Source organism: Actinomadura madurae (assembly GCF_900115095.1).
Lineage (GTDB): Bacteria > Actinomycetota > Actinomycetes > Streptosporangiales > Streptosporangiaceae > Spirillospora > Spirillospora madurae.
The window spans coordinates 322941-348154 of sequence record NZ_FOVH01000004.1 but is presented as its reverse complement, the minus strand read 5'-3'; the positions used below and the strand labels follow the sequence as shown (position 1 = coordinate 348154).

19 protein-coding genes and 1 pseudogene are annotated in these 25214 nt (G+C 67.1%); 10 read left to right on the top strand and 10 right to left on the bottom strand.

The window, feature by feature from the left end; all coding sequences use genetic code 11:
* The first annotated feature begins 63 nt into the window (after positions 1–63).
* Positions 64–471: a DUF2637 domain-containing protein gene (locus tag BM339_RS14385; RefSeq protein ID WP_075021139.1), complete on the top strand. Its 408-nt coding sequence runs from the start codon at positions 64–66 to the stop codon at positions 469–471.
* A 339-nt stretch (positions 472–810) separates the two neighbouring features.
* Here the strand turns inward: BM339_RS14385 and BM339_RS14380 are convergent, their stop codons facing one another.
* Together BM339_RS14380 and BM339_RS52610 are read right to left on the bottom strand one after the other, a co-directional pair.
* The gene (locus tag BM339_RS14380; protein WP_075021138.1) at positions 811–1518 is read right to left on the bottom strand and encodes an NB-ARC domain-containing protein; all 708 of its coding nucleotides are present in this window, start codon (positions 1516–1518) and stop codon (positions 811–813) included.
* A gap of 173 nt (positions 1519–1691) precedes the next feature.
* A complete protein-coding gene (locus BM339_RS52610) occupies positions 1692–1868 on the bottom strand; it encodes a helix-turn-helix domain-containing protein (protein WP_083597624.1) in 177 nt (58 codons plus the stop codon).
* 521 nt (positions 1869–2389) lie between these two features.
* Between BM339_RS52610 and BM339_RS14370 the strand changes: the two genes are divergently transcribed.
* Positions 2390–3817, top strand: coding sequence for a hypothetical protein (locus BM339_RS14370; RefSeq protein WP_075021137.1), 1428 nt, complete (start codon positions 2390–2392; stop codon positions 3815–3817).
* 24 nt (positions 3818–3841) lie between these two features.
* Here the strand turns inward: BM339_RS14370 and BM339_RS14365 are convergent, their stop codons facing one another.
* The 4 genes from BM339_RS14365 to BM339_RS14350 are packed head-to-tail and all read right to left on the bottom strand — an operon-like array spanning position 3842 to position 11823.
* On the bottom strand, positions 3842–5077 hold the full coding sequence (locus tag BM339_RS14365; protein ID WP_075021136.1) for a TIGR02679 family protein: 1236 nt from the start codon (positions 5075–5077) through the stop codon (positions 3842–3844).
* Entirely contained in the window at positions 5074–9132 is a 4059-nt protein-coding gene (locus tag BM339_RS14360; RefSeq protein ID WP_075021135.1) for a TIGR02680 family protein, read from the bottom strand. Before BM339_RS14360 ends, BM339_RS14365 begins: the two co-directional genes overlap by 4 nt.
* Positions 9129–10292: a TIGR02678 family protein gene (locus BM339_RS14355; RefSeq protein WP_075021134.1), complete on the bottom strand. Its 1164-nt coding sequence runs from the start codon at positions 10290–10292 to the stop codon at positions 9129–9131. Before BM339_RS14355 ends, BM339_RS14360 begins: the two co-directional genes overlap by 4 nt.
* Positions 10285–11823, bottom strand: coding sequence for a TIGR02677 family protein (locus tag BM339_RS14350; RefSeq protein WP_256255347.1), 1539 nt, complete (start codon positions 11821–11823; stop codon positions 10285–10287). Before BM339_RS14350 ends, BM339_RS14355 begins: the two co-directional genes overlap by 8 nt.
* A 196-nt stretch (positions 11824–12019) precedes the next feature.
* On the opposite strand from BM339_RS14350, the gene mads2 reads away from it, so the two are divergent.
* The 4 genes from mads2 to mads5 are packed head-to-tail and all read left to right on the top strand — an operon-like array spanning position 12020 to position 17434.
* Positions 12020–14104: a methylation-associated defense system DNA methyltransferase MAD2 gene (gene mads2 / locus BM339_RS14345; protein WP_218163638.1), complete on the top strand. Its 2085-nt coding sequence runs from the start codon at positions 12020–12022 to the stop codon at positions 14102–14104.
* Entirely contained in the window at positions 14101–15387 is a 1287-nt protein-coding gene (gene mads3, locus BM339_RS14340; RefSeq protein ID WP_075021132.1) for a methylation-associated defense system AAA family ATPase MAD3, read from the top strand. Before mads2 ends, mads3 begins: the two co-directional genes overlap by 4 nt.
* Positions 15384–16022, top strand: a complete 639-nt coding sequence (mads4, locus tag BM339_RS14335) for a methylation-associated defense system protein MAD4 (protein WP_075021131.1) — start codon at positions 15384–15386, stop codon at positions 16020–16022. The genes mads3 and mads4 overlap by 4 nt, the downstream gene beginning before the upstream one ends.
* Positions 16019–17434, top strand: a complete 1416-nt coding sequence (gene mads5, locus BM339_RS14330; protein ID WP_075021130.1) for a methylation-associated defense system restriction endonuclease subunit S MAD5 — start codon at positions 16019–16021, stop codon at positions 17432–17434. The genes mads4 and mads5 overlap by 4 nt, the downstream gene beginning before the upstream one ends.
* A gap of 85 nt (positions 17435–17519) precedes the next feature.
* Here the strand turns inward: mads5 and BM339_RS14325 are convergent.
* The 3 genes and pseudogenes from BM339_RS14325 to BM339_RS51340 form a co-directional block, all read right to left on the bottom strand.
* Positions 17520–17684: pseudogene (locus BM339_RS14325) on the bottom strand (DUF397 domain-containing protein); the annotation flags it as partial.
* Between the two features lie 80 nt (positions 17685–17764).
* The gene (locus tag BM339_RS51345; protein ID WP_075021128.1) at positions 17765–17950 is read right to left on the bottom strand and encodes a DUF397 domain-containing protein; all 186 of its coding nucleotides are present in this window, start codon (positions 17948–17950) and stop codon (positions 17765–17767) included.
* Complete coding sequence (locus BM339_RS51340; RefSeq protein ID WP_075021127.1) at positions 17947–18756, bottom strand: helix-turn-helix domain-containing protein; 810 nt, start codon at positions 18754–18756, stop codon at positions 17947–17949. Before BM339_RS51340 ends, BM339_RS51345 begins: the two co-directional genes overlap by 4 nt.
* 186 nt (positions 18757–18942) lie before the next feature.
* Between BM339_RS51340 and BM339_RS14310 the strand changes: the two genes are divergently transcribed.
* The 4 genes from BM339_RS14310 (at position 18943) to BM339_RS14295 (ending at position 23026) form a co-directional block, all read left to right on the top strand.
* Positions 18943–19671 (top strand): ATP-binding protein, encoded by a 729-nt coding sequence (locus BM339_RS14310; protein WP_075021126.1) that lies wholly within the window; start codon positions 18943–18945, stop codon positions 19669–19671.
* Between the two features lie 79 nt (positions 19672–19750).
* Positions 19751–20914 (top strand): DUF262 domain-containing protein, encoded by a 1164-nt coding sequence (locus BM339_RS14305; RefSeq protein WP_083597623.1) that lies wholly within the window; start codon positions 19751–19753, stop codon positions 20912–20914.
* A complete protein-coding gene (locus BM339_RS14300) occupies positions 20911–22074 on the top strand; it encodes a DUF3696 domain-containing protein (RefSeq protein ID WP_075021125.1) in 1164 nt (387 codons plus the stop codon). The genes BM339_RS14305 and BM339_RS14300 overlap by 4 nt, the downstream gene beginning before the upstream one ends.
* Before the next feature lie 37 nt (positions 22075–22111).
* Positions 22112–23026 (top strand): hypothetical protein, encoded by a 915-nt coding sequence (locus BM339_RS14295; RefSeq protein ID WP_075021124.1) that lies wholly within the window; start codon positions 22112–22114, stop codon positions 23024–23026.
* 7 nt (positions 23027–23033) lie between these two features.
* On the opposite strand, the gene BM339_RS14290 is transcribed toward BM339_RS14295, so the two are convergent.
* Positions 23034–25160 carry an AIPR family protein gene (locus BM339_RS14290; protein WP_218163637.1) on the bottom strand — a complete coding sequence of 709 codons (2127 nt, stop codon included), beginning with the start codon at positions 25158–25160 and terminating at the stop codon, positions 23034–23036.
* Between the last annotated feature and the right edge of the window lie 54 nt (positions 25161–25214).

Sequence of the window (25214 nt, the reverse complement as noted above, 5' to 3'; positions counted from 1 at the left end):
CGGTTCAGACCCGCTGAACGTGCCGCCGACGCTCCCGTATGCGGGCCTTCCTTTGCAGATCGGGTGATCCGGTGGGCCTCCACGGTCAGCGTCATCGTGTTGGCCGGAATCGTCGCGGTGATCAGCTACAAGCACATGTATCAGCTGGTGTTGCGGTACGGGGAAACGTCGTGGACGGCGGCGCTGTTGCCGGTGAGTGTGGACGGGATGATCGCGGTGGGCTCGATGTCGCTTCTGGTCGACTCCCGGCAGGGTCGCCGCAGTGGCGTGTTGCCGTGGACGTTGCTGGTGTTGGGCAATGCCGCCAGCCTGGCCGCCAATGTCGCCGTCGCCGAACCATCGGTGGTCGGCCGGCTCATCGCCGCATGGCCGAGTTGCGCGCTGATCGGGTCAGCCCAGGACGGGGTTGGTGCTGGCGGTAGGGCCTTGGACGGAGACGGCTTTACCATCACGATCCGAAAGGTGCCGTGACTTCGGTCAATGGAGCCAGCTTGCCGGGGTGTCAGAGTTGGCGTCTGCATACACGGCGAGTCAGTCTCATGTGAACTCCAGGCGAACAGAACTGGTCCCGGTCGTCTACCGGATCGCCCGTAGACAGGGACCCGATCACGCTAGCCTCCGGGTGCGCTCTGTGTGTCTTGACTATTTTTGGACCACAGGATCGACGGGACGGCCTCAGTCAAACTCGCTCCCTGTAAAGGGCGCGAAATGGTCGCCATGTTGGCCTCGGTGTCGATCTCTGCATGACTAGCCTGTCGTGGTTTTGGAAAGCTGGTGAAAACTTGAAAATTCCAGCTACTGGCCGCTTGGTCATCTCTGAGCCGCTACTCTAGCCCGCGTCCACAAGAGCACGGAAGGAGGTCCTCCATGAGTGAAAGGAGCGCGGTCAGGATCGAACTGATCCGTGCCGATCAAGGCGACCGGCGGATCGAGTTCGCGCCAAATGGGATGAGTATCCCCATCGTTGATCACGTCGAGGCGTGATCGGGCGGCGGTGAAGAGGTGTATGAAGTCCTCCAATGTGCAGCCCGGGATGCTCCGGAGGTGCGCGGCCGCGATGCGAATGGCCAGGGGGAGGTGCCCGCAGAACTCGACTATGCGAGCAATCGTCCCAGTCTCGGGACCCTCGGCATGTTCGCTAACGCACGACAGGAAGAGCTGCGCTGCTTCCGCAGCGGGCAGGACGCCCACCGGAATGCGTACGGCTTCGTCCAGCCCGTTCAGCCGCTCGCGACTCGTGACGATCGCTCTGCACTTCGGTTCTGCAGGTAGAAGAGCCCGGATCTGGTCGGAGCTTCTGACGTTGTCGAGAATGAGCAGGACGCTCTTCCCCCGCATTTGGCTCTGGTAGAGGTTGGCGCGCCCGGTGGTGTCCGCCGGAATCTCCTCGCTCGGTACCTTCAGTAGCCCGAGCAGGCTGCCGAGAGCCTCGTGTGCGGTGAGCCGGGATGCGCCAGAGGTGTGCCCCCCAAAGTCGATGAATAGAAGCCCGTCAGGGAACTCGGGGCCGCTTCCCACGAGCCATGGATTGCGATGGCGGTCTTCCCGACCCCGGCCATCCCACTCCAACTCCCAAGTGCGCCCGACGAAGCGTCGAGTAGACGGCGGCAGCCCTACCAGGTTTGGCATCCCTCCTCTCCGGGTCCGACTGGAACCATCTGGGCCGAGGGCCATTAGGGCACCGCCGGCCTTCAGCGCGTCGTCGCACCTGCGGGCGGCAGCCGGACTGACGCTACGCTGCCCGGTCTCAACTTGCTGATCCAGCTCCGGCTGCACTGGACCGCCACTGCGAGTTCTGCTTGAGACACCCCCGCCGCCTCGCGCAGTCGTCGCAGTTCCTGCCCGAACTCGATTGATTGTTCTGCCATTACCGGTGGCGCCCCCTCAGCACCGTTCGTCGCTGCGAGCGTGGCCTCCCCGGAGTTCCCCGCGGCGCGAAGAAATGTGAGTGCATGTCATCCCTCCCGTTGCGCTGAGATTGCCATCACTTCGTTGACCAAGGGAAGGGGGTTCCTGTTTCCAATTGTGTCGATCACGAGAACCCCGGTCTCACCAGGCAGGTTCCTGAAGATCGCTCACCAGGTCACAACCATGCGGCATATCTCCCAGCCCCGTCTCCAGCGAAGATCGTCGATAGTCGCCCCGCGGTCCGCTGCGGGATTGAACGATGCTCGCTCCATACCGCTGATACTCGCACTGACCCGTCGCATCGGAATGGTCTTGATCATTTGAGCGCTGAGTGGATCTGGTGGCAGTCGAGCCGGCTTGACGCACGATGTGCCGCCGGTTCTCCGCGCTGTGCTGCCCAGGTCCGCGATTTGTCCGTACGCTTGGAACCTGCCGGCCTGTCGTGCCCTACGGCCGCATCATGCGGAGGTGACCAGTTCCAATGGTGAAGCCGCTCCCGATGGAAGTGCTGTCGTCAAAGCTGTTGACCCTGGACGAGATCGGCGCCGACCTGGCACAGCTGACCATCAGGGTCCGGACCAGCAGGACCGGCGTCACCCACGCACCTCGATGTCGACAGGTCGGCAAGAACACCGCGCCCGAGGAGGTCACAACCGTCAGTGAGCTTCGCGCCGGCGGCGAGTTCCGACCCTGTCGTACGTGTGGTGGGGCGGTCGTCGAAGAGCTCTCCGCGGGCCAGACCGAGCAGCTTGCGGCACTCATTCCGCTCCTGGAGAGACGCCTTCAGCAGGTAGTTGAAGAGGAGCGGGCCAAGCGGGAGGAACGGGATCGCATACGCCGGGCCGACTTGATCGACAAGCGTGCTGGATACATCGTGCGCGGCTGGACCCGGGAGATCGAAGAGGAAAGGAGGTTCGCCGTCCGGTATCCGGCGGAACACCGCGCCGCGATCGTCGCCTGCGACGACTGCGGTGCCAAGGCGACCGTCAGCTTCGATCCGCGATCTCTTGAGGTCTCCTACGTCTGTCCGTCCGATTCGGAACATGGTTTCGTCCACCTGCGCAATGGCGGAAGGCGGCTGGCCGCTTGGGTTCACCGTGGGGGGAAGGAGCTGGTCGCGCTCGGACTGGTCGCGCCGGTGCTCGCTGGAGCAGACGACGCCTGGGTCTTGACGTACGCCACTCGGGCCGACGACTACCGAACCACCGTTTCGGCCATGGAGGACTTCGATCGGGCATATCCTCCTCGGCTGCGCCTGGCACCGGACATTCGGTGCGGTGAATGCGGCGATCCCCTGAGTTCGTGGCCGGGTATCCCTGGAAGTGAGCCACGGATCGAAGCGGCGTATTCGTGCGATAACCGGCACGAGGACGGTAAGTACCGGCACCACGAGAAGAGCCTCGTGGACGAGCGGATCGATTCGATCTTGCATCGAAGGCTTCGTGAGCATCCGCCTTGGGCCACCGCCAAGGAACTGGAGTTCGATCAAGGCGCAGTCGCAGCCTACGCCGACGACCTCGCCAGGAAGATGGCGATCTTCGATGCCTGCGTCGGAGCGGCGAAGTCGGTCGACGAGCTCGTCAAGACCAGGTCGCAGCTGGCGGAAGGACTCGACCTGGTCTCCAGGATTCGCGATCAGGGCTGTCTGGCCATAGCGGACCTCACACGATATGCGGCGGGCTATGCCGCATACACTCCCCGCTGGACGTTCTCCGAGCTTGCCCGTGCCCTGCTGACGAAGCGCATTGACGTCACCGAGCAATCTGTCACCGTCTTCACCCTATTCGACGACGGGACGCCGCTCCAGCGACTCCTCCGCTCCCGCGAGATCAAAGATGAGCTGGCCGAACTGGGTGAACGTCAACGCGAACTCGAACAAGAGCTCGCCGATCTCGATAGACGACTCTGATGGTGGGGGCGGTGGGCCACGGGTTCAGCCGGCGTTGTGCGGCGGGGTGAGGTCGGCGATGAGGTCGGAAAGGACTTGTTCTTCTTCGACGCGTGTGCCGCGGTCGGTCATGGCCGTGGACAGTCCAGGGTCCCAGGGGGTGGGGGAGGGGCGTCCGGTCAACGGGGTGTCGGAGGCCGCTTCGAGGTAGGCGGTGGCGTCGTAGCGCCAGGGCCGCCAGCCGATGCGGGTGTGGACGGCGTTGGCGATCGCCACTCCGCCCCAGTCGAAGTCGCCGTGGTAGGCGAACTCGGCTGAGCCCTCGGCGAGGAGTTCCAGGAGGCGCCAGACCGCGGCGGACGGACGCCCGTTGCAGCAGACCAGGGGTGGGCAGGACGGGCCGAGGGCGTCGGCCGCCGCCGTAAGGACGACAGGGTTTTCGCAAACGCGAACCAGGCGGGAGCGTATGGGGGTGGTGTGGTGGCGGAGCTGGCGCAGGGTGAGCGAGACCGGTTCGCCGCGCATGGCGGCGAGCATCCGGCCGGTCGGGGTGGCTGTGTCACCCGGCAGGCCCAGACATAGGACGGTGGAGGACAGTTCGTCCAGGTGCACGCCGACCGCCGCCCAGGTGTCGCGGCGGGATTCGGCGCCGCCGTCCGCGCGGAACGGCAGTCCGGCGATGGCGCGGGCGCCGGAGATCGCCAGCGTGGCGAGCGGGTGGCCATCGTCGAGGGCGTGGGCGTTGCCGCAGGTCTCGGCGGCGAACCGGCCCAGCGGGACGCCGGAGGCGGGCAGTGCCCGCACGACCGCGGCGAGCTGCTTCAGCATCCCGGGAGCATCCTCAAGGGATGCCAGGCGGCGGACGAGGCCGGAAATGGTGAGCCGCTCGCGCCATTCGGCGAGTTCGGGACGGGTAGCTACCGCTTCGTCTAGCGGTTCGAAGGCTGCCGCCCAAGCGGCGGCCGTCTCGGCCCGTTCCTTGGCCAGGTCGCGGACGGGACCGTCCAGGATCTCCACGGCGGTGGTGAGCCCGCCGGGGCAGGCGCCGCTGGTTCGCAGCACGCGGTCGACCTCGGCCAGCGACACCGACAGTGATGCGCCGGCGACGGTACGGCGGCCCAGGAGCAGTTCGATAGCGCGCCGCTGGAATGGGGTGGCGCCGGTGAGTGTGACGGTCCCGCTGAGCGCGCCGCCGCGTTCGAGTCGGCGTCGGATCCGCTGGAGTAGCCAGGCGGTATCGGGGCCGCCGAGCAGCCGTCGCAGCCGGTCGGTGTCCGTCATCCGAACAGGTCCGCCTGTCCCCTGGCGGGCTGCGGGAGGTCGGCGCGGGTGCGTTCGCGGCCGTCCCAGCGCCACGGGGTCACCAGGACGGCGTCGATGCCGTCCCGCCGGGACAGCTGGCAGATCGACAGGCCGGGCACCTGCGGGTAGCAGCCCCATTCGCGCTCGCTGGTCATCGCCACGTCCATGTCGAACGTGGCGAGCAGGCCGAGGCATTTTGCACGCGAGTCGTCGTCCACACCGGCGAACGCCTCGTCCAGGGCGACGAGCCGTGGCGCATGCGGGTTGGCGGCCGACTTGTAATGCGCGGACGCGGCGGCGAACAGCGGCACGGAAGCGGCGAGCACCCGTTCGCCACCGGACGCGGGACCGGTCGCCGGACGCCACTGCCCGTCCTGGAGCCGCTGGATCGTGAAGGCGTGCCAGGACCGGTAGTCCAGTGCCCGGGTGAGCTGCTCGGTCCAGCCGGACGACGGGTTGTCGGCGTGCTCGCGGGCGATCTGCTCCTGCAGGAACCGCCCGACGGCGGCGCGATCGTCCGCCGACCAGGCGTCGATCGTCTGCCGGAGCCTGTCGCGGACGCGCTCCAGCCCGTCCGGCGCGTTCTTCGCGGGCTTCCACACCAGCCGCAGCCGCATCCCGGTGGACGTCGGACGGGACGTGAGCTCGGCGTTCATCTCCCGCACTTCGTCCTCGGCGGCGGCGATGAGCTCCTGGAGCGTACCCGCGACTTCGTTCAGCAGGTGGTTCTCCAGGATCTCCCGCTCGCGGGCGGACAGCAGCCGGGCCCGGTGCTCCGTCTCGGTCTCCAAGGCCGCCGCCAGGCCGGGAATGTCCCGGTTGCGACCCTGGAACAGCACGTCCACGACCATGATCCCCTCGCGCAGGGTCAGGCCGACCGAATGGCCGTGCCGGGACATCGCGTCCGAAAGCAGCTTGTGCTCCTCGGTCACCTTCTTCTGCACACGGTCCCAGGGGCCGTCGCCGTCGTCGATCGCGTCCAGGTCGGCGTTGACGGCGCGGGCCAGAATCACGGCGGGATTGGCCGCCCACTCCTGCGCTGGGTCGGGAACGTCCAGGCCCGGCAGCGCGACGTCCAGCAGGCCGGTCGTGGCGAACGCGCGAAACGCGGTGACGGCCTCGTCGCGGGCGGCCGTGGCATCGGTGATCTCGGTGCGGAGCTGGTCGCGCGTGCCCTGGGCGTTGCCGCGTTCCTCCAGTGCCGACCGTTCCCGGAGGCGTGCCGCCGACTCTGAGCGGTCCCGTTCGTCGAGGGACAGTTTGACCTCTTCGAGTTGCCGGAACAGCTCGTTGACGGCGGCGCCCGCGGTCTCGACCAGTGCCCGATGCTCCTCTGTGATCGCATCCGCCCGCCCGCGTGCCTCCGCCGCGTCCTCGGCCGCCTTCGCCAGCCGCCGCTGGACGTGCTCTAGTTCCTCGGCGGCGTCCTGCGCCGCCTCCCGCGCCGACAGCAGAGCGCGCGCCGCGGGCCACAGCTCGGCGAGCGCCAGCCGGTAGCCGTCGATCGCCTCGCGCACGGCCGCGAACCTGGTCTCGTCGGCCGGCAGGCCAACGTCGGAGGCGAACTCGGCGGCCTGCCGCTCCGCCGCTCCGACCTCGTCGCGGCACCGGGCCACGACCGCATCCGCGCGTCCGCGCTCGATGTCCAGGTCCCGCCGCCTGCGATGCTCGGCGGCGAGCCGGACATGCGCCTCGCGCAACTCGGTGTCGGGCGGGATCTCGCGGTGCTCGGCGGCCAACGCCTCCTGCCGCTGCGACAGCCTGCCCCGTTCCCGCTCCAGCGCCGTGATCCGCGACCGGGTCTCGGCGAGGTCGGCGCGGAGCCGGGTGATACGGGCGCGGCGCGCGGCCTCGCGGGCGCCCTCGCCGATGAAGCGGGCGTCGTCCTTATGCCAGGAGCCGCCGAGGACGCCGTTCGCCCAGCGTCCGTCCACCGCGATCCAGGTCCGGGCACCGGGGCCGAGGCCGATCCCGGCGAGGACGGCCCGCACCGCACCGTCGGCGACCGCGGCGGCGGCCGGGTCGGCGCGGTCGACGGCGGGTCGCAGCACCAGCTCGCACGACGGACCCTGGACGACCCCGCCGGACAGCACGAACGTGTCGTCCTCGCCGAGGAGGGCTCCGTCCGGCGTCACCCAGGCGTCCAGGATTCCGGCCGCCTCCAGCGCGGCCTCCAGCCCGGCCCGGTGGTCGTCCGGCACGGTGTCGGCGAAGTCGACGACCTTCCACAGCGGCGCGCCCGGACGGCCCGCGCGGGAGCCGGCGCGCGTGTGCGGAACGGGCGGAACATCGTGCCCGCCGGCCTCCAGCCGCCCGATCTCGTCGAGCAGTGCCTCCATGTTGGTCCGCTCGATCCGCAGCTGGGACTCGACGTCCGCCACCTGCCCGCCGAGCGCCGCGGTCGCCGCGCGGACCGCGTCGTCCACGGCGGTCGCGGCGAGGTTGCGGCCTTCGGCGGTCTGCGCCCATTCCTCCAGTGCGGCCAGGACGGCGTCGGGATCGTCCAGCCGGATCTCGGTGAGCCCGGCGAGATAGGTGGTGTAGGCGTCCAGCAGCGCAGCCGCACCCGCCTGCGTGTCCGCGTCGGCCGCGGCGATCCGCTCGGCGGCGGCCTGCTGTTCGCCGAGCAGCCGTTCCACCTCGGCGGTGGCGGCTTTCAGCCGGGTCCGGACCGCGTTGACCTCAGCCATCAGGCGGTCGAGTTCGGCAAGGGCACGGGACCGGACTTCTGCGAGCCTTCCGGTGTTCCGCTGCGCGTTGGCGGGATCGGCATCCCAGCCGTCCATCGCCTCGGCGTGGGCGCGACCGCAGCCGGCCGCCTTCGCCAGTGTTGCCGATTCATCCCGGGCGGCGCCGAACGTGCGCTCGGCCGACTCCGCGCGCGAGAGCGCGGTCCCGGCCCGGCGTTGCCTGCGCTCGACCTCGCCGGCCAGCTCATCGCGATCACGTTCCCGGGTCCGCGCATGCGCGTTCTGCCGCCGTGCCTCCGCGCCAATCTGCTCGATGCGCTCGGCGTCGCGCATCTCCGGGCTTGCCTCAAGCGCATGCCGGCGCGCCTCCAGCCGGGTCTTCTCCGCCTCCAGCTTCTCCAGCAGCCGCCCGGCATTCGCCAGCTCGGACTCCGCCGTCGAGAACCGCGTCTCCGCCTCGGTAAGGCCCCGGTTGAGATGCTCGTAGCGGCTCTGCGTGAGGCGCGGCCCTGCCGCCTTCCGTTTCGCCGCGATCCGCGCGTACCTGGTGTAGTGCCCGAGGAAGCCGATGGTGGCCTTGTGCGCGTCCTCCAGGGCGCGCAGCGCGTCACGCTCCTCGTCCAGGCCGCGGAACGCCTCCGCCACCGTGGCCACCAGCGCCGGGCTGAGCGGCGGCAGCGCCTCCGTCAGCGCGCGGGACAGCAGCCGTTCATCCGGCTTCTTCGACAGTTGCGGCTGGCGGAGCTGGATCAGCAGGTTGACCAGCGCCTCGTAGCGGTGCTCACCCAGCCCGAACAGCGCCTCGTCGACCGCCCGCCGGTAGTCGGACGCCCGGTCGTAGACCAGCCCGTGGCCCTCCACGGCGTCGCGCAGCTTCTCCCGCGTCAGCGACACGCCACCGTCCGAGACCAGGGACAGGTCCACGCCCACGCGGCGCGTCGTGACGAAGAACCAGTGCCGGGCGATCCCGCGGTCCTTCACCGCCTTCAGACCGCAGCCGAGCGTCCGGTACTCCTCGGTACCGTCCGGATGCCGGCGGCCGAACTCCAGCCATGTGTAGCCGAGCCGTTCGGGATGCGGATGCTTTCCGCCGAGCAGCAGGTTCCACTCCATCCTCTTCTGCTTGTCGCCGTCGGGCTCCACCCGGTGCGAGGACAGCTCCCCGTCCAGCAGGAACGGCAGCGTCAGCGCCAGCACCTTCGATTTGCCGGTGCCGTTGTTGCCACGCAGCAGCAGCCGTCCGTCATGGAACCAGAACTCTTCGACGTCGTAGTAGAACATGTCGACGAGCCCGGCGCGCAGCGGCTTCCAGCGCTCGGACGCCGCAGCGGGCACCTCTCTCATCCTTCGGCCCTCCTCGGTTCCCGGATGGTCGGCTCTTCCACGGCGTAGCGCGCGATCGCCGGGCGAGCCCTCACCCAATCCGCCCGCACCTCCACGAGCCTCAGGGCCGCCAGCTTCCCGAGCGCGATGTCCAGCAGTTCCTCCGCGGCGCCGGGCTCCGTCACGCCCTTGCGCCAGAACGCCCGGTGCCGTACGGCCATGTCACGGACGAAAGCGGTCAGCTCGTCCCGCCCCGCCTCGTCCCGTCCTGACAGGTACTCGGCGACCAGCAGCGTCACATGCCCGTCGGTGCGCTGCTCGGGCATCCGGACATCGGTCAGCTCGTCGGCCGGGTCGACCATCGCCACGCCCTCGGCCCGCACCTCGGCGACAAGACCGGTGACCTCCTCGATCCGGCGGGTGATGGCGGCGCGCTGAGACACCAGATAGGCGCGTTCGGCGTCGTCCAGGTCGTCGTAGTAGACCACCGGGTCTTCCAGAAGCCTGCGCGTCAAGCCGCGCCGCAGCGCCCGGTTGCGCAACTCGTCGGTGTCGGGGACGGGTTCGTCGGTCAACTCCGCCAGCCGCTCCGCGAAGGTGGTCGCGACGACGGTGGACGGCCCACGCACCCCGGTGAGCAACGACGCGAGAACGGCCCGGCGCACGTCGTACAGGACGTCCCCGGTCGCCGACAGGTAGGACTCCTCATCTCCGGACACACGCCGCAGTACGCCCCAGCTGAGCAGCAGCCGCACCACCGCCACCAGATCGGACCGCTCCGCCCGGCTGTCCAGGCTGAACGGGTACGCCAGATCCGGCTCGGCCGCGGCGTTCAGCACCTCCTCGGCGAGCCGCCCCAGCGTCGTCTGCGCGTCGGCGCGCTCCAGCACCGCCAACGCCAGGCACAGCACCACATAACGGCGCCGCCCGAACGGCTCCCCGGCCCTGCCGCGCGCCGGATGCGTGCCGTCGTCGAGCGTCGGCGCCGTCTTGAACAGCCGGGCCGTCTCGGCGTCCACCTGGAGCCGCCAGCCCGTCTCCCTGCTCAGCCAGTCGCGCAGCTCCGCCTGGTACCGGCGGACCAGCACCAGAACGTCCGGATCGGACTCGGCGGTCAGCAGCGGGCGCCGCAGCAGCGCTCGCAGCGCCGCCCGCCGCCGCGCGGTGTCCTCGTCACTCATGCAGATCAGTGATCTCGATGAGGTGCTCAGGTCCGCTGAGCACGCCGTCCTCGGTCACGATGCGCACCTGCCCGCCGCCCGAGACGACGGACAGCCGCACCTCCATCGACCCGTCCCCGGTGACCGCCTTCACCTCGGTGTCGCCCGGCAGCCGCGCCGCCAGCGCGTCCCCCAGCAGACTCAGAAACAGCCGAAAGGCCCGGGCGTCCAATGTCCCCAGCTCCGACAGGAGATCGGGCCCGTCGGTGCACAGTCGCGACCGCGCCACCGCCGTCTCCGCGGCCTCCTGATCAGCGCGCTCGCGCAGCAGCCGCCGCATGTGCGACCGGTCCTGGACACGGTTCGGCTTGCCCCGCCGTTCGTAGGACCCGGTCCGGCGCAGTTGCGGCGAAATCCGCACCGGCGGCGCGTCCGCCCACGGCCGGCCCTGCGGTTCCGCATCGCTCCAGGCCGCCACCGTCGCGTCGGTCACGGTGAGGTGCCGCGCGGACGTCAGCCCGAACGCCGCCCTCCACAGCCGGTGCATCGACGCCTCGTCCGGCGCCTCGGCGAACCAGCGGGCCAGCGCCCGGAAGTCCGCCGACCGGTCCGAGCGGCCGGAGCGGCGCTCGTTCAGCAGCCCCACCGTGTCGACCAGCTGCTTGATCGCCGTCACCGCCGACTGCCGGAGCAGCCGCGCCTGCGACGGCCGGTACGTCCCACCGGAGACGAACCAGTCGCGCAGCCCGCGCCACCGGTTGCGCCACGACTCCAGCGCGGCGGCCTCAGCCCGGCTGAACGCCTCGTCCGCGTCGTCCTGGTCCGGGACCGCGTCGGACGCCTCCCGGCGCGCCGCCAGCCCGAGCAGCCGCTCATGGCCGCGCGCCTCGACCTGGTCCAGCAGCTTCGCGATATGTGCGCCGGAGTTGGCGAGCTCGGCGATGAACCGGTTGATGTAGTCGATGAGCCGCTCCTTATAGGCGATGAAGCCCTCGACATCCCCATCGGAGAAATCGATCGCCCGCCGCAGCGACGACATGAACGCCTGCGCGTTGTCGGCCAGCGAGGAGAACCGGTCCGCCAGCGTCAACAACAACAGATGGACCTTGGCTGGATCCGGGTCGCTCTCGCCCGCCAGCGCCGACAGGGCCGCGAGCTGGTCGGCGATGTCGGCGAGCGCCACCGACTGGAGCACGCCGCGCTGACCGATCGCCTCCTCGTAGAACGCGATCGCCTGCTCGGCGGCATGACCCGCCGCGGTGAGCTGGTACAGGAACCGCTTGCGGTGGAAGTCCTCGACGGTCGTCACGCGGCCGGTGTCGGCGTCGGCCCGAAGGTTCCCCCACTCCACCAGTTTGTCCAACGCCTGCGCGAGCTGCTCGTCGCTGCCCCGCCGCAGCTCCGCCGCCACGTCCTCCGGGCGCAGGTGGACGATGAAGCGCTCCTTCGCCCGTGCGAACGAGCGCAGCACATCCCGGTAGAGAGCCGCGTTCGGAGCGCTGAGATGCGCGAACGGCTGCGGCCCTTCCGCCCCCGAGCCCAGATCCGCCACCGCCCCATTGTCACCCCCGAACCAGCGCGAATGTGCCGACTCCACTGCACCCGTAGACCATTCACCGGGCTTCGACGTCCGCGATGGGATCGCGCCGGTGGCTCCAGGGTCGGGGCCTAGGATCCTAGGTGCACATGCGGAACCCGTTCCGCGGGCGGGAATGAGAACAGGGTCGTGGCGGATGGAGCAGGTCAGCTTGGACATCGGAGACGCGGGCAAGGCGCCCGGGACCGAGGACGGCGCGCCCGATTCGCTCGCCGACGACGAGATCATCGACTTCATCACCGGCAAGCGAGTCCGGGACCGGGGGAGCGAGCCCGTCCGGCAGCGGGTCGCACGGGCGCTGTTCCACGAGTACGGGATCTCGGTCGCCGACATGGAGCGCGACTTCCCGATCCCCGTGGACGCGGTCGGACGGCGCCGGACGACCAAGAAGGCCGACATAGCGATCTTCGAGCATGAAGCCGAGCATCGGCCGGAGAACCTGCGCCGCGTCGTGATCTGCAAGCCCGAGCCCAAGGCGAGCCGCAAGGTCACCAAGATCCGCACCTACACCCAGGCGAAGGAAGACCTGGAGGAACTCGAGACACTCCTCGGCACGGAGGCGACTCCACGTGCCCAATACGGCATGTGGACCAACGGCGTCGACTTCTTCTTCCTCTACAAGGAATCGACCCGATTCGGCGCCCGGTTCGAGCAGCGGGCCGACTGGCCGCTCGCCGACGAATCGGTGCAGAGCGGCACGGTCGTGTCGGTCGCGCGCCTGCGCCGCGGCGAGAGAGAAATGCTCAAGACGGCCTTCCAGCGCTGTCACAACTACATCCACGGCAACGAGGGCATGCCGAAGGACGCCGCTTTCTGGCAGTTCCTCTACCTGCTGTTCGCCAAGATGTACGACGAGCGGATCAGCCGCCGCACCGGCCGGGCACCGGAGTTCTACGCGCTACCGTCCGAACCGTTCACCGAGGACGGCCGCAAGGCCATCCGCAAGCGGATCGAGGCGCTCTTCGCGGAGGTCAAGCGGGAGTACCCGCTCTTCACCGCACGCGATGAGATCACGATGTCCGACCGGGCGCTGGCGTTCATCGTCGGCGAGCTCGCGCCCTACGACCTGACGGGCACCGACATCGACGTCAAGGGGATGGCCTACCAGGAACTCCTCGGCGCCAACCTGCGCGGTGACCGGGGACAGTACTTCACCCCCATCGGCGCGGTCGAGCTGACGGTGTCGATCCTCGACCCCCAGGAGGACGAGACCGTCTTCGACCCCGCCTGCGGCACCGGCGGCTTCCTCCGCGAGACGCTCCGCCACCTGCTCAACAAATGGCGGGACGAGGAGCAGACCAGCGGACTTCCCGACACCGAGGAGCAGCTGATCGCCCACCAGGACCGGCTGCACACTTTCGCCGAGGAGCACCTGTTCGGCGCCGACTTCGACCCATTCCTCGTCCGGGCCACCAGCATGAGCATCATGACCCTGACGGGCGGCGAGGGAAACGTCTACCACCTGGACTCCCTGGCCTTCCCCAGAGGCCATCTCTCCGGTGTGGCCCCGGCGAGCGAGCGCATCCAGTTGGGCTCGGTCGACGTCCTGATGACGAACCCGCCGTTCGGCACCGACATCAAGGTCGAGAGCGCCGAGATCCTGGACATGTACCGGGACGGCGTCGCCAGCGCCTTCATCCGGAACAAGGAGACCGGCAGGGCCGAACCCACCGGCGAACGCCGGGCCGCCGTGTCGCCAGAGCAGCTCTTCATCCAGCGAGCCGTGGAGTGGGTCAGACCCGGCGGCCGGATCGGCATCGTCCTACCGAACGGGATCCTGTCGAACCCGGGCCCGGTCGACGAGGGCATCCGCCAGTGGATCCTGGACAACTGCTGGGTCCTCGCCAGCGTCGAGCTCCCGGTGGAGACCTTCATCCACGACGCGGGGGTCAACATCCTCACCAGCCTGCTCTTCCTGAAGCGGAAGACCGAGCGGGAGAAGCTCGAGACGACGATGGGCAAGCAGGACGACTACCCGGTCTTCATGGCCGTGGCCGAGAAGGTCGGCATAGACCGGCGCGGCAACCCGGTCTACAAGCGCCACCCGGACGGAGAGATCGTCCTGGAGGTCGTGGAGGAGAAGGAGCGGGTCCGGATCGGCGACCGCGACGAGGTCACCATCCTGCACCGCAAGCGCAAGGCCATCGACGACGACCTCAAGGAGATCGCGAAGGCGTACAAGGAGTTCCGCGTCAGGCACAAGGAGCCGGGGCTGCCCCGAGGGAGCCGCCGATGATCACCAGGATCGAGGCGTACGGCTACCGCTGCTTCTCCCGGCTCACGATCGACCTGGACCGCCACCACGTGATCGTCGGGACCAACGGCTCCGGCAAGACCACGTTGCTGGACGTCCCCGTCCTGCTCGGCGACCTGGTACGCGAGCAGCGGGTGGCCGGCGCGTTCCTCCACGCACGTCCCGGACGGACGCCGCGCGCGGGCGCCCCGCTGGAACTGCTGCACCGCCAGGAGGGAGACACGATCTCGTTCGCCGTCGAGGCGAGGCTGCCCGCCGACCATGTCGACCGCCTGGCGAGCACGAGCATGGCCAGGCTCGGCAAGCCCGTGCCCACCCATCTGCGTTACGAGGTCCGCTTGGACGTGTCCAAACGCACGATCAAGGTGTCCGACGAGAGCATGTTCTTGTTCACCGGGGACGGGAACCGTCCCGAACCCGGCACGTTCCCGCAGGGCACGAGGGACGATACGCCGCTGCCGCACGACGACTGGCAGGCGGTGATAGCCCGGGAACGCAACGGCCCCACCAAGTTCATTCCGGAGACGACGACGCGGGACACCGAGATCCCGCCCTTCCGGGTACCGCCGGAACGGCTCTCGCTCGACACGATCCCCGCCGACCCGACGCTCTTCCCAGCGGCCCTGTGGTTCGCCCAATTCCTGCGCGAGGACGTCACCTTCCTGGCACCGCACTGGGACACGCTCCGGCGTCCGGCCCCTCCCGGCGGCCCCGATGTGCTGGAGCCGTCCGGACAGAACATCCCGTGGCTCGCACTCGCTCTTCAAGAGAACGACCCCGACCGGTTCGCCGCCTGGCTTGCCCATCTACGCGTAGCACTGCCCCAGGTAGCCTCCGTCAAGGTCGTCGAACGGGAAGAGGACAGCCACGCCTACTTTGACGTGAAGCATGCGAGCGGGTACGGCGTCACCTCCACCGGCCTGTCGGAGGGCACACTGCGGCTGCTGACGCTGACACTGCTGCCCTTCTTGGACGAGACAGCGCTGCCCAGGCTCTTGATGACGGAAGAACCGGAGAACGGTGTCCACCCCAGGGCGATCGAGACGGTCACCCAATCCCTGAGATCGATCGGCGCCTCGCAGGTGTGGGTGTCGACCCACTCACCGATCGTCCTGGCGCACACTCCGAAGGACGAGGTCCTCGCGGCCCGGCTGAACGACGACGGCGGCGCGGATGTGGTTCCCGGGGAGCGACACCCCCGGCTACGCGAATGGCGCGGCTCCCTCGACATGGGAACCCTCTTCGCCGCCGGAGTGCTCTCGTGACCGAGATTCAGGATTCCCGGCGAGACGTCGTGTTCCTCGTCGCCTCCTGCGCAGCGGAACATATGCTGCGCGGGCTCTTCGGCGGCTCGGGCGATCCCGGCAAGAGGCTCGGCTGCGGCCGATTCGCCTTCGATCCCGAGGAGGACGTCTTCGTCGCTCCCGGCAGGGACCAGGGAGTCTTCAGCGTCGCGCCCGAACTGCTGAGCCCATTCGAGCGGCTTCACCGCCGCGCCGTGGTCGTCCTGAACGCGAACTGGCCGGGCAGCCCAGGCCCCGCCAGGCTTGCAGAAGATCTCAATCGCCGGCTGGTCCGCACGTGGGATGAGCTCGCCGTCATAGTGATCGACCCCTGCCTGGAAGCCTGGGTGTGGCAGGCCCCTGATGTGGCCGACGTCTTGTCGCTCCCGAACGATTACCGGGAGATCCTCGTTCGCAGCGAGCATTGGAAGAAGGACGAGACGCATCCGAAGGACCCCGAGGGCGCGCTCGACCACCTCCGCCGCCACCATAAGGTTCGGGCCTTCAGTTCCGACTTCACCAGGGTCGCCGAGCAGATGCCGGTGGAGCACTGCAAGGACCCCGCCTTCACTTTGCTTTGTGACCGCCTGCGCACCTGGTTCCCGGAGAACACGTGAAACTCGCCGAGCCCGACAACCCCGTACGATTTTCTTGGCTGACCGACCAGGGCCACCGCCTCAGCCCCGGCCCCTACGTCTCGGACGGCTACGCGGCCCGGATGCTCCTGAAGAACTTCCCGCGCACCCAAACCCTCGCGGAGGTCACCAGCGGCCGCATCTTCCGCCCGGGAATCTTCAAACGCGACTGGACGACACACCCAGAGTTCGGCGTCCCCTACCTCTCAAGCGCCGACATCTTTCAGGCAGACCTGTCCTCCCTGGCTATGATCACGAAGAAGTCCTTTAAGAAGATTCCTAAGCTGGGGCTAGAGCCAGGATGGACACTCATCACCTGTGCTGGTATGACAGCAGGACGTGTCACCTATGCTCGCAGCGACATGAACGGGTTCGCTTGCAGTCAGCACGTCATCCGTGCCGTCCCAGACGTCGACATCATACCTGCCGGATACCTCTACACATTCCTCTCCAGTTCGTACGGCTCACCGATGATTAAGAGTGCTGTATATGGAACGAGCGTCAAGCACATCGAACCAGCACACTTGACCGACCTGCCAATACCTAGGCTGGACGAAGAGACCGAGCACCGGATCGACGACCTCTTCCAAGAAGCGATGATGCGCCGATCACGATTCCAGACGGGCGTCACAGAGGCCACTCGGGACCTCTTCGAGAGCGCTGGTCTCCCTGAGTTGGTCGACCTTCGCTGGCACGACCTCCCTCGTGATGTTGACTTTAGCGTTTCAGGGCTTGATGCCAGTACGCTGCGCGCTTTTAACTTCTCTCCGCGTGCGCACAATCTAATCGAGGAACTAACGAGAATCCCTCATCGAGAACTGGGTGAGATATGTGACGGGGGTGCTCTTGGGTCTGGGGTTAGGTTCGTGCGGATAGATAGCGATCCAGAGCGCGGCGTAAAGCTGATCGGTCAACGGCAGGGATTCTGGCTTAAGCCCGAGGGGCGATGGATCAATCCAGATAAGTCCCCACCTGGAATCTTCGCCGAGAACGAATCGACCTTGATTGCCGCACAGGGGACCCTTGGCGACTCTGAAGTATTCTGTCGAGCAATTTTTGTCACCGGCAACTGGCTTGACCATGCTTACACGCAGCATTTTCTGCGCATACTTCCAGGAGACCTGGATTTCTCTGGTGCCTATCTTTTCGCTTTCATGCGATCTGAGGTGGCTTTTCGTATCATGCGCTCAATGAGCGTCGGTGGCAAGCAGCAGGACATCCACGAAAGGCTGCGGAAACACATCCCCGTGCCGGAGTGCACTCCCGAAGATCGGGAGAGGATCGCGGAAACGGTACGGCAGGCGTTCCGGTGGCGTGACGAAGCCGATGCACTGGAGGACGAAGCACAGGCCTTGCTGGCTACCGCAATGGCCGAAGCGTCCAAGAAGGGCTGATCAAGCTGCGAGCGGGGCCGCCGACGGATAACCGTCGGGGGCCCCGCTCAGGTCAGGTTTAGAAGTTGACGACTCAGGAGCGGGCTCAGCGGGTGCTCTTGATCCGCAAGACCAGATCGACCAGATCGGCGAACTGAGGCTTGCTAAGGGCGAGGTGGCCCCTGCCAAGGTTCTTGCTGTCACGCATGCCGATCGCCTCGGTCAACCGGGCGACTTCCACGCATTGAGCGGACGTGCCCTCCGTGGAGTGGCTGCTTTTGCGTCAAACGGGAGTGCTCATGTGCACTCCAGAACCTGCCCATCATCGTGACCGGGACGGGCACTCGATTGCTACATGTCGTCCTTAATGCGGCGCACCAAGGTGGCAAAGGTCTTTGGGGCGAAGATGAGGTGGCCCCCGCCAGGATTCTTGCTGTCTCGAACCCCGATAGCACCCCCCATCTCGGCGAGCTCCACGCACTGAGTGCTGGTCCCATCCGATGAGTAGCTGCTCTTTCGCCAGGTCAGAGATCTCACTTCATGGTCTCCATCAGATGCTTGATCAAGGCTCGGGAGGCGACGACCGGGAGCGCCACCGTCCCGATGCGATCGAACTTTACTCCAAACCTCTCGACCTCGGCAGGATCGGCTACCAGCCTCCCACCATTGGAGGCCTCGACATACCCCACCTGCCCCTCCTTGACCTTGATGATCTTGAAGGAGCCGTCGAGGCCTGCGTTCGCGCCAGCAGTGTTGGGCACCACGCGCAAGAAGACGTTGGCCAGCTCTGAGATCTCTAGCAGCTTGGCGAGTTGTTCCCGCATGACTTGAGCGCCACCTACCTGACACGCCAAGGCTGACTCGGCTATGAGCACCCACACGTCCGGTGGGTCCAGCTTGGTCAGAATGCTCTGACGCGATATCCGATCTTCCACGGCCTTGTCGAGGTCGGACGCGCGGCCCTCCGCGAAGAGCGCGCGAGCGTAGGCGGGAGTCTGGAAGAGCGCAGGGACGAGTTGGCCACTGTAGATCTTCATCCATAGGGATCGGGCCTCGAACTGGGTGAAGGTCCGGAACCAGGTCGGGTCGTGTCCCTGCCGGGCGAACCAGAGCGTGATCGAGAAGAGCCCACCGGTGTTCCACGCCTCGTCGAGGATGGCGGCCTGCTTGTCGGTTAGCTTCGCTTCGCTGTTCTCGAGTCTGGAAATAGACGAACGCGCACAGTTCAGCAGCTTGCCCACAGCGTCACCCGTGAGGCCGCGCTGCATGCGGTGGAACCGCAGTGAGTAGGCGATCCATGCCCACATTGAGGACCGGGGGTCCGGCGGCTCGTTGATGTTCATTTGATAATCCTCAGCTCGGTGCAAGTTCCGAAGTTCCACAGGAACAAGGCAAGATTAGTCAGCTGGGCGCACCCTGTGTTGACAAAGCAAGGGGCTTCTGACCTGCGAGGTGAGTTCCAAATGGCACACATGGTGCAGTCTGGACATATTGGCGGCGCCTTTTCGCGCGATATCTCGAAGGGCGGCATGTGCGCGTGGCGCCTTCCGCCGGACGAGAGGTGCGCGTCCATCGCGCGTTCCCTGGTCCGCGGGGCGGCGGCGCCGCTCGGCTTGGAACGCGGCATCGTGGAGGACGTGGTCCTGGCCGCCAGCGAGCTGGTCACCAACGCGCTGAACCACGCGCTTCGCGCCTGGGCCGACATCGCGCCCATGCCGCCAGTCCCGTCCGAGCTGTGGATGTGGGCGAGAACGACCCCGAAGCCGCAACTGGTGGTGTCGGTGTTCGACGCATGCCGCTCGTCCCAGCCGACCATCGCTCCGAAAGACGTCCTAGACGATCACGGCAAGGGCCTCAGCATCGTCGACCTGCTCGCCGACTCCTGGGGCGTGCACCCGTCTCGCTCCTGGGCCGGGGACGGCGTCCGGGGAAAGGCGGTGTGGTGCGCCTTCGCGCTGCCGCACCCGTGGCCGCACAGGCCCCTCACCTCTCCGCCGACGGCGACCGCCGGCCACCTCGCGTCCAGCCTCAGGTCCCGCGGGCTCAACGTGGTCGAAGGCTACGGCCGACGCGTCTCCGTAGTGAGCGTCCTGGCCGAGGCCGGACGGGAACTGAACGTGTGGATCGAGCCGACCCACCTCTCCTACAACGCGGGCGCCACCCGCGTGCGCCGTCCCATCGCCGACCTGTACGACGCCGGCGAAGACATCGTCCGCTGGAGCGAGGCCGACGCGATCACCGAGACTCGCCGGCGGTGAGAAGACCCCGGATAGTGTTGGATCGCGTCACAAGACGCACGCGGGTGAACGGACGCGGCGAAGGACGGGCACGATCGGCGTGAGCAGGCAGGAAGAGCTCGACGTCCCGGTGGAGTACACCTACCAGGGCTTCAGTACGGGCGTCGAGAAGGAAGAGGAGCCGTCCCTCGCCGAGTCCATCCACGAGCCGTTCGATCCGGCCAAGATCGACGTCCAGACCAGAAACCCGACGGTGGCCCTGCTGCTGGCCCGGCTGCGACGCGGCGTCCTCGATCTGACTCCGGACTTTCAGCGCCTTGCCGGGATCTGGAATGAGACCGCCCAGAGCAGGCTCATCGAGTCCCTGCTGCTCCGCATCCCCCTGCCCACCCTCTACGCGGCCGAGAGCGGCGAGGAGAGCTGGGCCGTTGTCGACGGCATTCAGCGGCTCACCACGATCGCCCGTTTCGTCGACCCGGAAGTGATCGGCGCGGAGCCGCTCAGGCTCCGTGGCTTGGAATACCTCGATGCCTACGAGGGCCGTACCTATTCAGAGTTGCCGGGCGGGCTCCAGACCAGGATCGACGAGACCGAGTTGATCGTCCACCTGATCCGGGCGGGGACGCCGGAGCCGGTGAAGTTCAACATCTTCGCCCGCATCAACATCGGCGGCAAGACCCTCACACTCCAGGAACTCCGGCACGCCCTCATCCCGGGCCGCGCCCGCACGCTGCTCGCCGAGCTGGCCACTAGCGAAGCGTTCCTCGAAGCGACCCAACACAGTGTCAAGCCGGACCGAATGGCTGACCGCGAGATGGTGTTGCGCTTCCTCGCCTTCCGGCTCACCGACCCGGCGGACTATCCACGCGGAGATCTCGACGACTTCCTCCGCCAGGCGATGAAGCGGCTCAACAGCCTCGATCCGGATGAGATCGAACGGCTCCGGTCGGACTTCGAGCGGGCGATGTGGGCGGCCCGCGACATCTTCGAGGAGCACGCGTTCCGTAAGCGATTCCCAGGGCAGGATCGACGCCTTCCGATCAACAAGGCTCTGTTCGAGGCGGTCTCGGTGAACCTGGCGAAGATGAAGCCCCAAGAGATCGGCGCGTTGGTCGAAGGACGAGACATGGCACAGGCACGGTTCATGACCCTCATCGAAGACGACTGGTTCTTGCAGGCCATCTCCGTCGCGACCGGCGACGCGAAGAAGGTGCGCCTGCGCTTCCGTGCCGTCGAAGAACTCCTCCGGCAGGTGGCCACGTGATCGACAAGCTGACCATCACCAACTTCAAGGCATTCGCCAAGGCGGAAATCCCACTCGCCCCTTATACGCTCCTCTCCGGCTTGAACTCCTCCGGGAAGAGCACCGTCCTGCAAGCCCTGGCCCTCCTGCGTCAAGCAGACGAAGCCAACCTGCTTGTGGATTACAGCTGGTTCGACGAAAATGCATCTCCAGGCGGCCTTCCACTTAACGGTCGGCTTGTTGAGTTGGGGACCGGGCAAGATCTTCTCCATGAAGACTATGTTGTCGGCCAGAGTGAAACTCCAGAGATCGGATTCGAGATAGTCGCGGGTGATAACTCATTTGAGATTCGTGCCGCCTATAGACGCGAAGGTGATCTCCTGCCGCTAACGCATGGCCTGCAACCCGAAGAAGTCGGGCCCTGGCATGATGAGGAAGCCAGGGTTAGTCTGTTGAACAGGGGTTTTCAGTATCTGAAGGCTGACCGGATCAACCCTGCTGTGACATACCCGCGGTCACATGAGATGGCCGTGCGCCGGGGGTTCCTCGGAACTGGCGGCGAGTACACGATCGACTTCCTGCGCCACAACCGAGACGAGGCGGTCTCGGCGCCGACTTTGCATCATCCTGGGGCCTCGCCACGCCTCCTCGATCAAGTGGAAGCTTGGATGGGGGAGATCTGCCCTGGGGTCAAGCTCTCAACGGAGGCCATCGAGCGGACCGATCTGGTACGGCTCGGCTTCGAGTTCAACCGTCCTGGTCAACCGACGAGCAACTCGCGGCGGCCGACCAATGTCGGATTCGGCCTCACCTACGTGCTCCCGGTCGTCGTTGCCTGCCTCACGGCCCGGCCTGGGGCCCTGCTACTGATCGAGAACCCGGAGGCTCACGTCCATCCCCAAGGGCAGAGCGCGCTGGCCGGGCTGACCTGCGCCGCCGCTGCCGCAGGTGCCCAAGTGATCGTCGAGACGCATAGCGACCACATCCTGAACGGCGTCCGTCTAGCGGTGAAGCGCCAGAGGATTCCCGCCGATGATGTGCGTCTGCTCTACTTCCACCGCCAAGACGACGGGATCATCGATATCGTCAACCCGACGATCGGGCCGGACGGGATGCTGTCGGATTGGCCGCAGGGGTTCTTCGACGAGTGGGACCGTTCGCTCGACCAGCTTCTCGACTGACGACCTTCCGCTTTCCGCTCGGCGCGAAAGGGGCCTCGTGCGCGTCCTGCTGTTCTTCAACGAACTGTCCTGCACGGTCGTCCTGCCGAAGGATCGGGTGGACGAAGCGATGAAGCAGTTCGTCGGAGTGCTCCGTAAGGTAGCGGCACAGCGCGGCGACACGGCCCTCATCTCTGAGATGAAACTCGCGGAGGTGGAACTGGCTCCCGGTTACTACCTCGGCGAATGGTCCGGACGTCCCGCCAACCGTGACCTGTGGCGCTGGATCCGCGGCTTGCAGAATCGCGCACCGTTCCGCTCGGTCCTCCCGCCCGGCGCGGAGGAAGGCGCAGAGTACTTCTGGGACGGCCGGCCCGCGAAGGGCTTAGGGGCCGCGCACCTCATGGACGGCGCTTCGGTGAGCCTGCCTGTGGCCTCGGCCTGGGAAGTGCCGTGGGTCCGGGCTCGGCGTGCGACCTTGCCGGACGACCCGGACGACGACATCCACGAAGACGACGTGGAAATCCGGCATGCCGCCACGCTCGATCACGTCGACGTCCACCACGAATGGATCGGCGCTGCCGGGATCTCTGAAATTCAGAATGGTGCGCAGATCTGGGAAGCTCGTGCGGACCTCTACCCTCACCTGCTGTTCCTGCCACGGACCGAGGAGCAGTTCGCCACTCTGGAGTCCCGATGGGTGGTTCCGGGGGCGCGCGAACTCCTGCGAATCAACGAAACGATCGGCCACTGGGACCCGGCGCGGTCACCCGAGCCTGCGTGGCGGTCTTATGTAACGCCTGAGTCGGCGAGCCGCAAGCATTACTGCGAGTTCGAGGACTTCGATGGAGTCGTGCGGCTCTTCGACTTGCACGGGCGATTCCCGCCAACGCCGGGGCGTGTCTACTTCCGGCTCGTCCCGGAGCAGCGGAAGGCGACGGTCGCGAACATCGGACGCAAGCTCGGCGTCTGACCGCCGGTCACGCCTCGTCGGCCCCCTCGTCCTCGTCGCCCACGTCCAGGCCGGTTTCGGCACGGACTCTCGCGGCGAGGTCGGCGAGCGACCCTTCGCCGGGAACATGCCAGTGCCGTGTCCCCTGGACTTGCTGATCGACTCCGGATGCCTCCCGGCGCATCATCTTGACCAGGCCGCTCGGCGAATACGACTTACCGTCGGCCTGCCACTGCAACTGCTTGGTCTTGCTGTTCCGCCAGACCGCCCGGAGCCGGTTCGGATTCTCTTCCAGCCACTCCGCCAGATCCCGGCGTTCGGGCCTGGTGACCGGGCGGAACTCCAAAACAGTTCCGTCCTCGATACGTCCAGCGTCGACCAGGGTGCGCACCGCGTCGACATGCCGCCCCTGCTGCAGCGGAAGCGAGCCGGAAACCTGGTAGTCGGATTCGAGCGCCGGGACGGGACTTCCTGAGGCCATGCCCTTGGCCGCCCGCTGAGCGACCCGCCGGATGCGCTCGGTGTTGCGCATCGCGGGAAGGACCTGGCTTTTGGGGCCGTACTCCGCGTCGATGCTGTTCATGACCCAGTTCAACGCGTCTTCGGTGAGCTCGGTGGCCCGCGTGAGCTGGGCGTCCCAGTCGGTGTCCGGCTCGCTGATCCGCGCGGTGTCGAGCTGGCCGAAGACCACGTGTGTGATGAGCAGGTCGCCATAACTGGCCATGGCCGCCGCACGCCTGATCAGGCCCTCGTTGAGCTCCTTGAGCCGACCGCGCACCGCACGCAGCACTTGGACTCGGCGCCAGACGCTGTACGCGTCCAGGCCGGGGGTGAACAGCGCCGGGTAGGTTCGGTCCTCCCATAGAGCCGACGTGTCGCGCTTGGCCCTGGCGGCGAACTCGGCGTTCGGGTGCGTCGCGGCGAGGGCCAGCGCGGCCTCGGTCATCGAGCAGCCCTTGTCCTCGTCGATGCGCTGCCCGCTGCGTTTGATCGCATAGGCGAGGTGCAGCCGGTGCGCGAAATCCTGCTGGAGCGTGATCTGGATGTCGTCGAGCGCCTTGAAATCCCGATCTTCGATGGGGTTCTGGGTATTGGTGCTGGTGGTGACCTGGTCGCCGAATCCGGACGGGCAGTCTTCCAGCGAGATGAGGCGGACGAGCACCCGTCCCTGTCCGGCCTTCTCGATGTCCGCGAGGCAGGCCCGGTGGATCGCGGTCACCGTCTGGGCACCGTTCACGACGCTGGCTCCGGTCAGGTGGAAGTCGCCCACGCCGCCTGGCCGGCCGCTTCCCGACTTCTTGATCGAGTCGCACAGCAGGGTGATGCCGTTGCTGAAGTACCAGAAGTTCTCCGGTGTCTCCAGCAGGGTGTTCCGGATCTTGACATTGACGTCGGTCAGGTCCAGGGAATCGCGGATGTTCCGGGCGAACAGGGCACGTCCGTGGTCGGAGTACCAGGAGGCGATGTCCTCCGCGGTGATCGTGCCGAAGAACGCGTTGTAGGGCTCGGCCTCGCGGCCGTAGTTCTCCAGGCGCGCGACCAGTTTGATCTTCGTCGCGGCCGCGTCGCCGAGGACGGCGCGGACGAAGTCCCGGAGGTCGAGGACCTCGTAGTCGACCATCTCCCCGGCGTAGTTGAGCTGGCCGATCTTCTTTTCCAGCAAGGTGCGCACATCGGAGTTCAGCGGTTCCGCGCGCAGCAGGGCGGGAACCAGCGTGATCTTTGGCCCGGCCGAGTCCAGTGCCTGCTCCAGCACCTTGGCATGGCGCTGGAAGCGGCTGTTGAACGAATCGAACTCGCGCTGGAGAATCCGCTCCAGACCGTCGATCATGTTGCGGACGTCGTCCTCGCCGAAGCGAGCCTTGCCCTTCCGGCTCCACTTGGCCTGGACCAGCGTGATCCGGGCGCTGTCGCCCTGCGTGTCGACGGTGATCGCGTCAAGCCCGTGGTCGTCGCGCCCGTCGAACACCGCCCGTGCCGCCTCGCTCGCGCCGCACGGCTGCTGGATCTGGACGGCGAGCGCGGCGAGCCCCCGGCTCAGGAACGCATCCTCGCGTGCCTCGTCGCTGGGCCACGTGAAATCTGACATATCGATCCAGTCCGTGAAGCGCTGCTTGAGAGCGTCGCGAACATGTCCGATCTGCACGGGATTCACGGGGGTGCCTCCGCCAAGACCTCGTTGAGCTGATCCCCCGCCATCCTAAGAGCC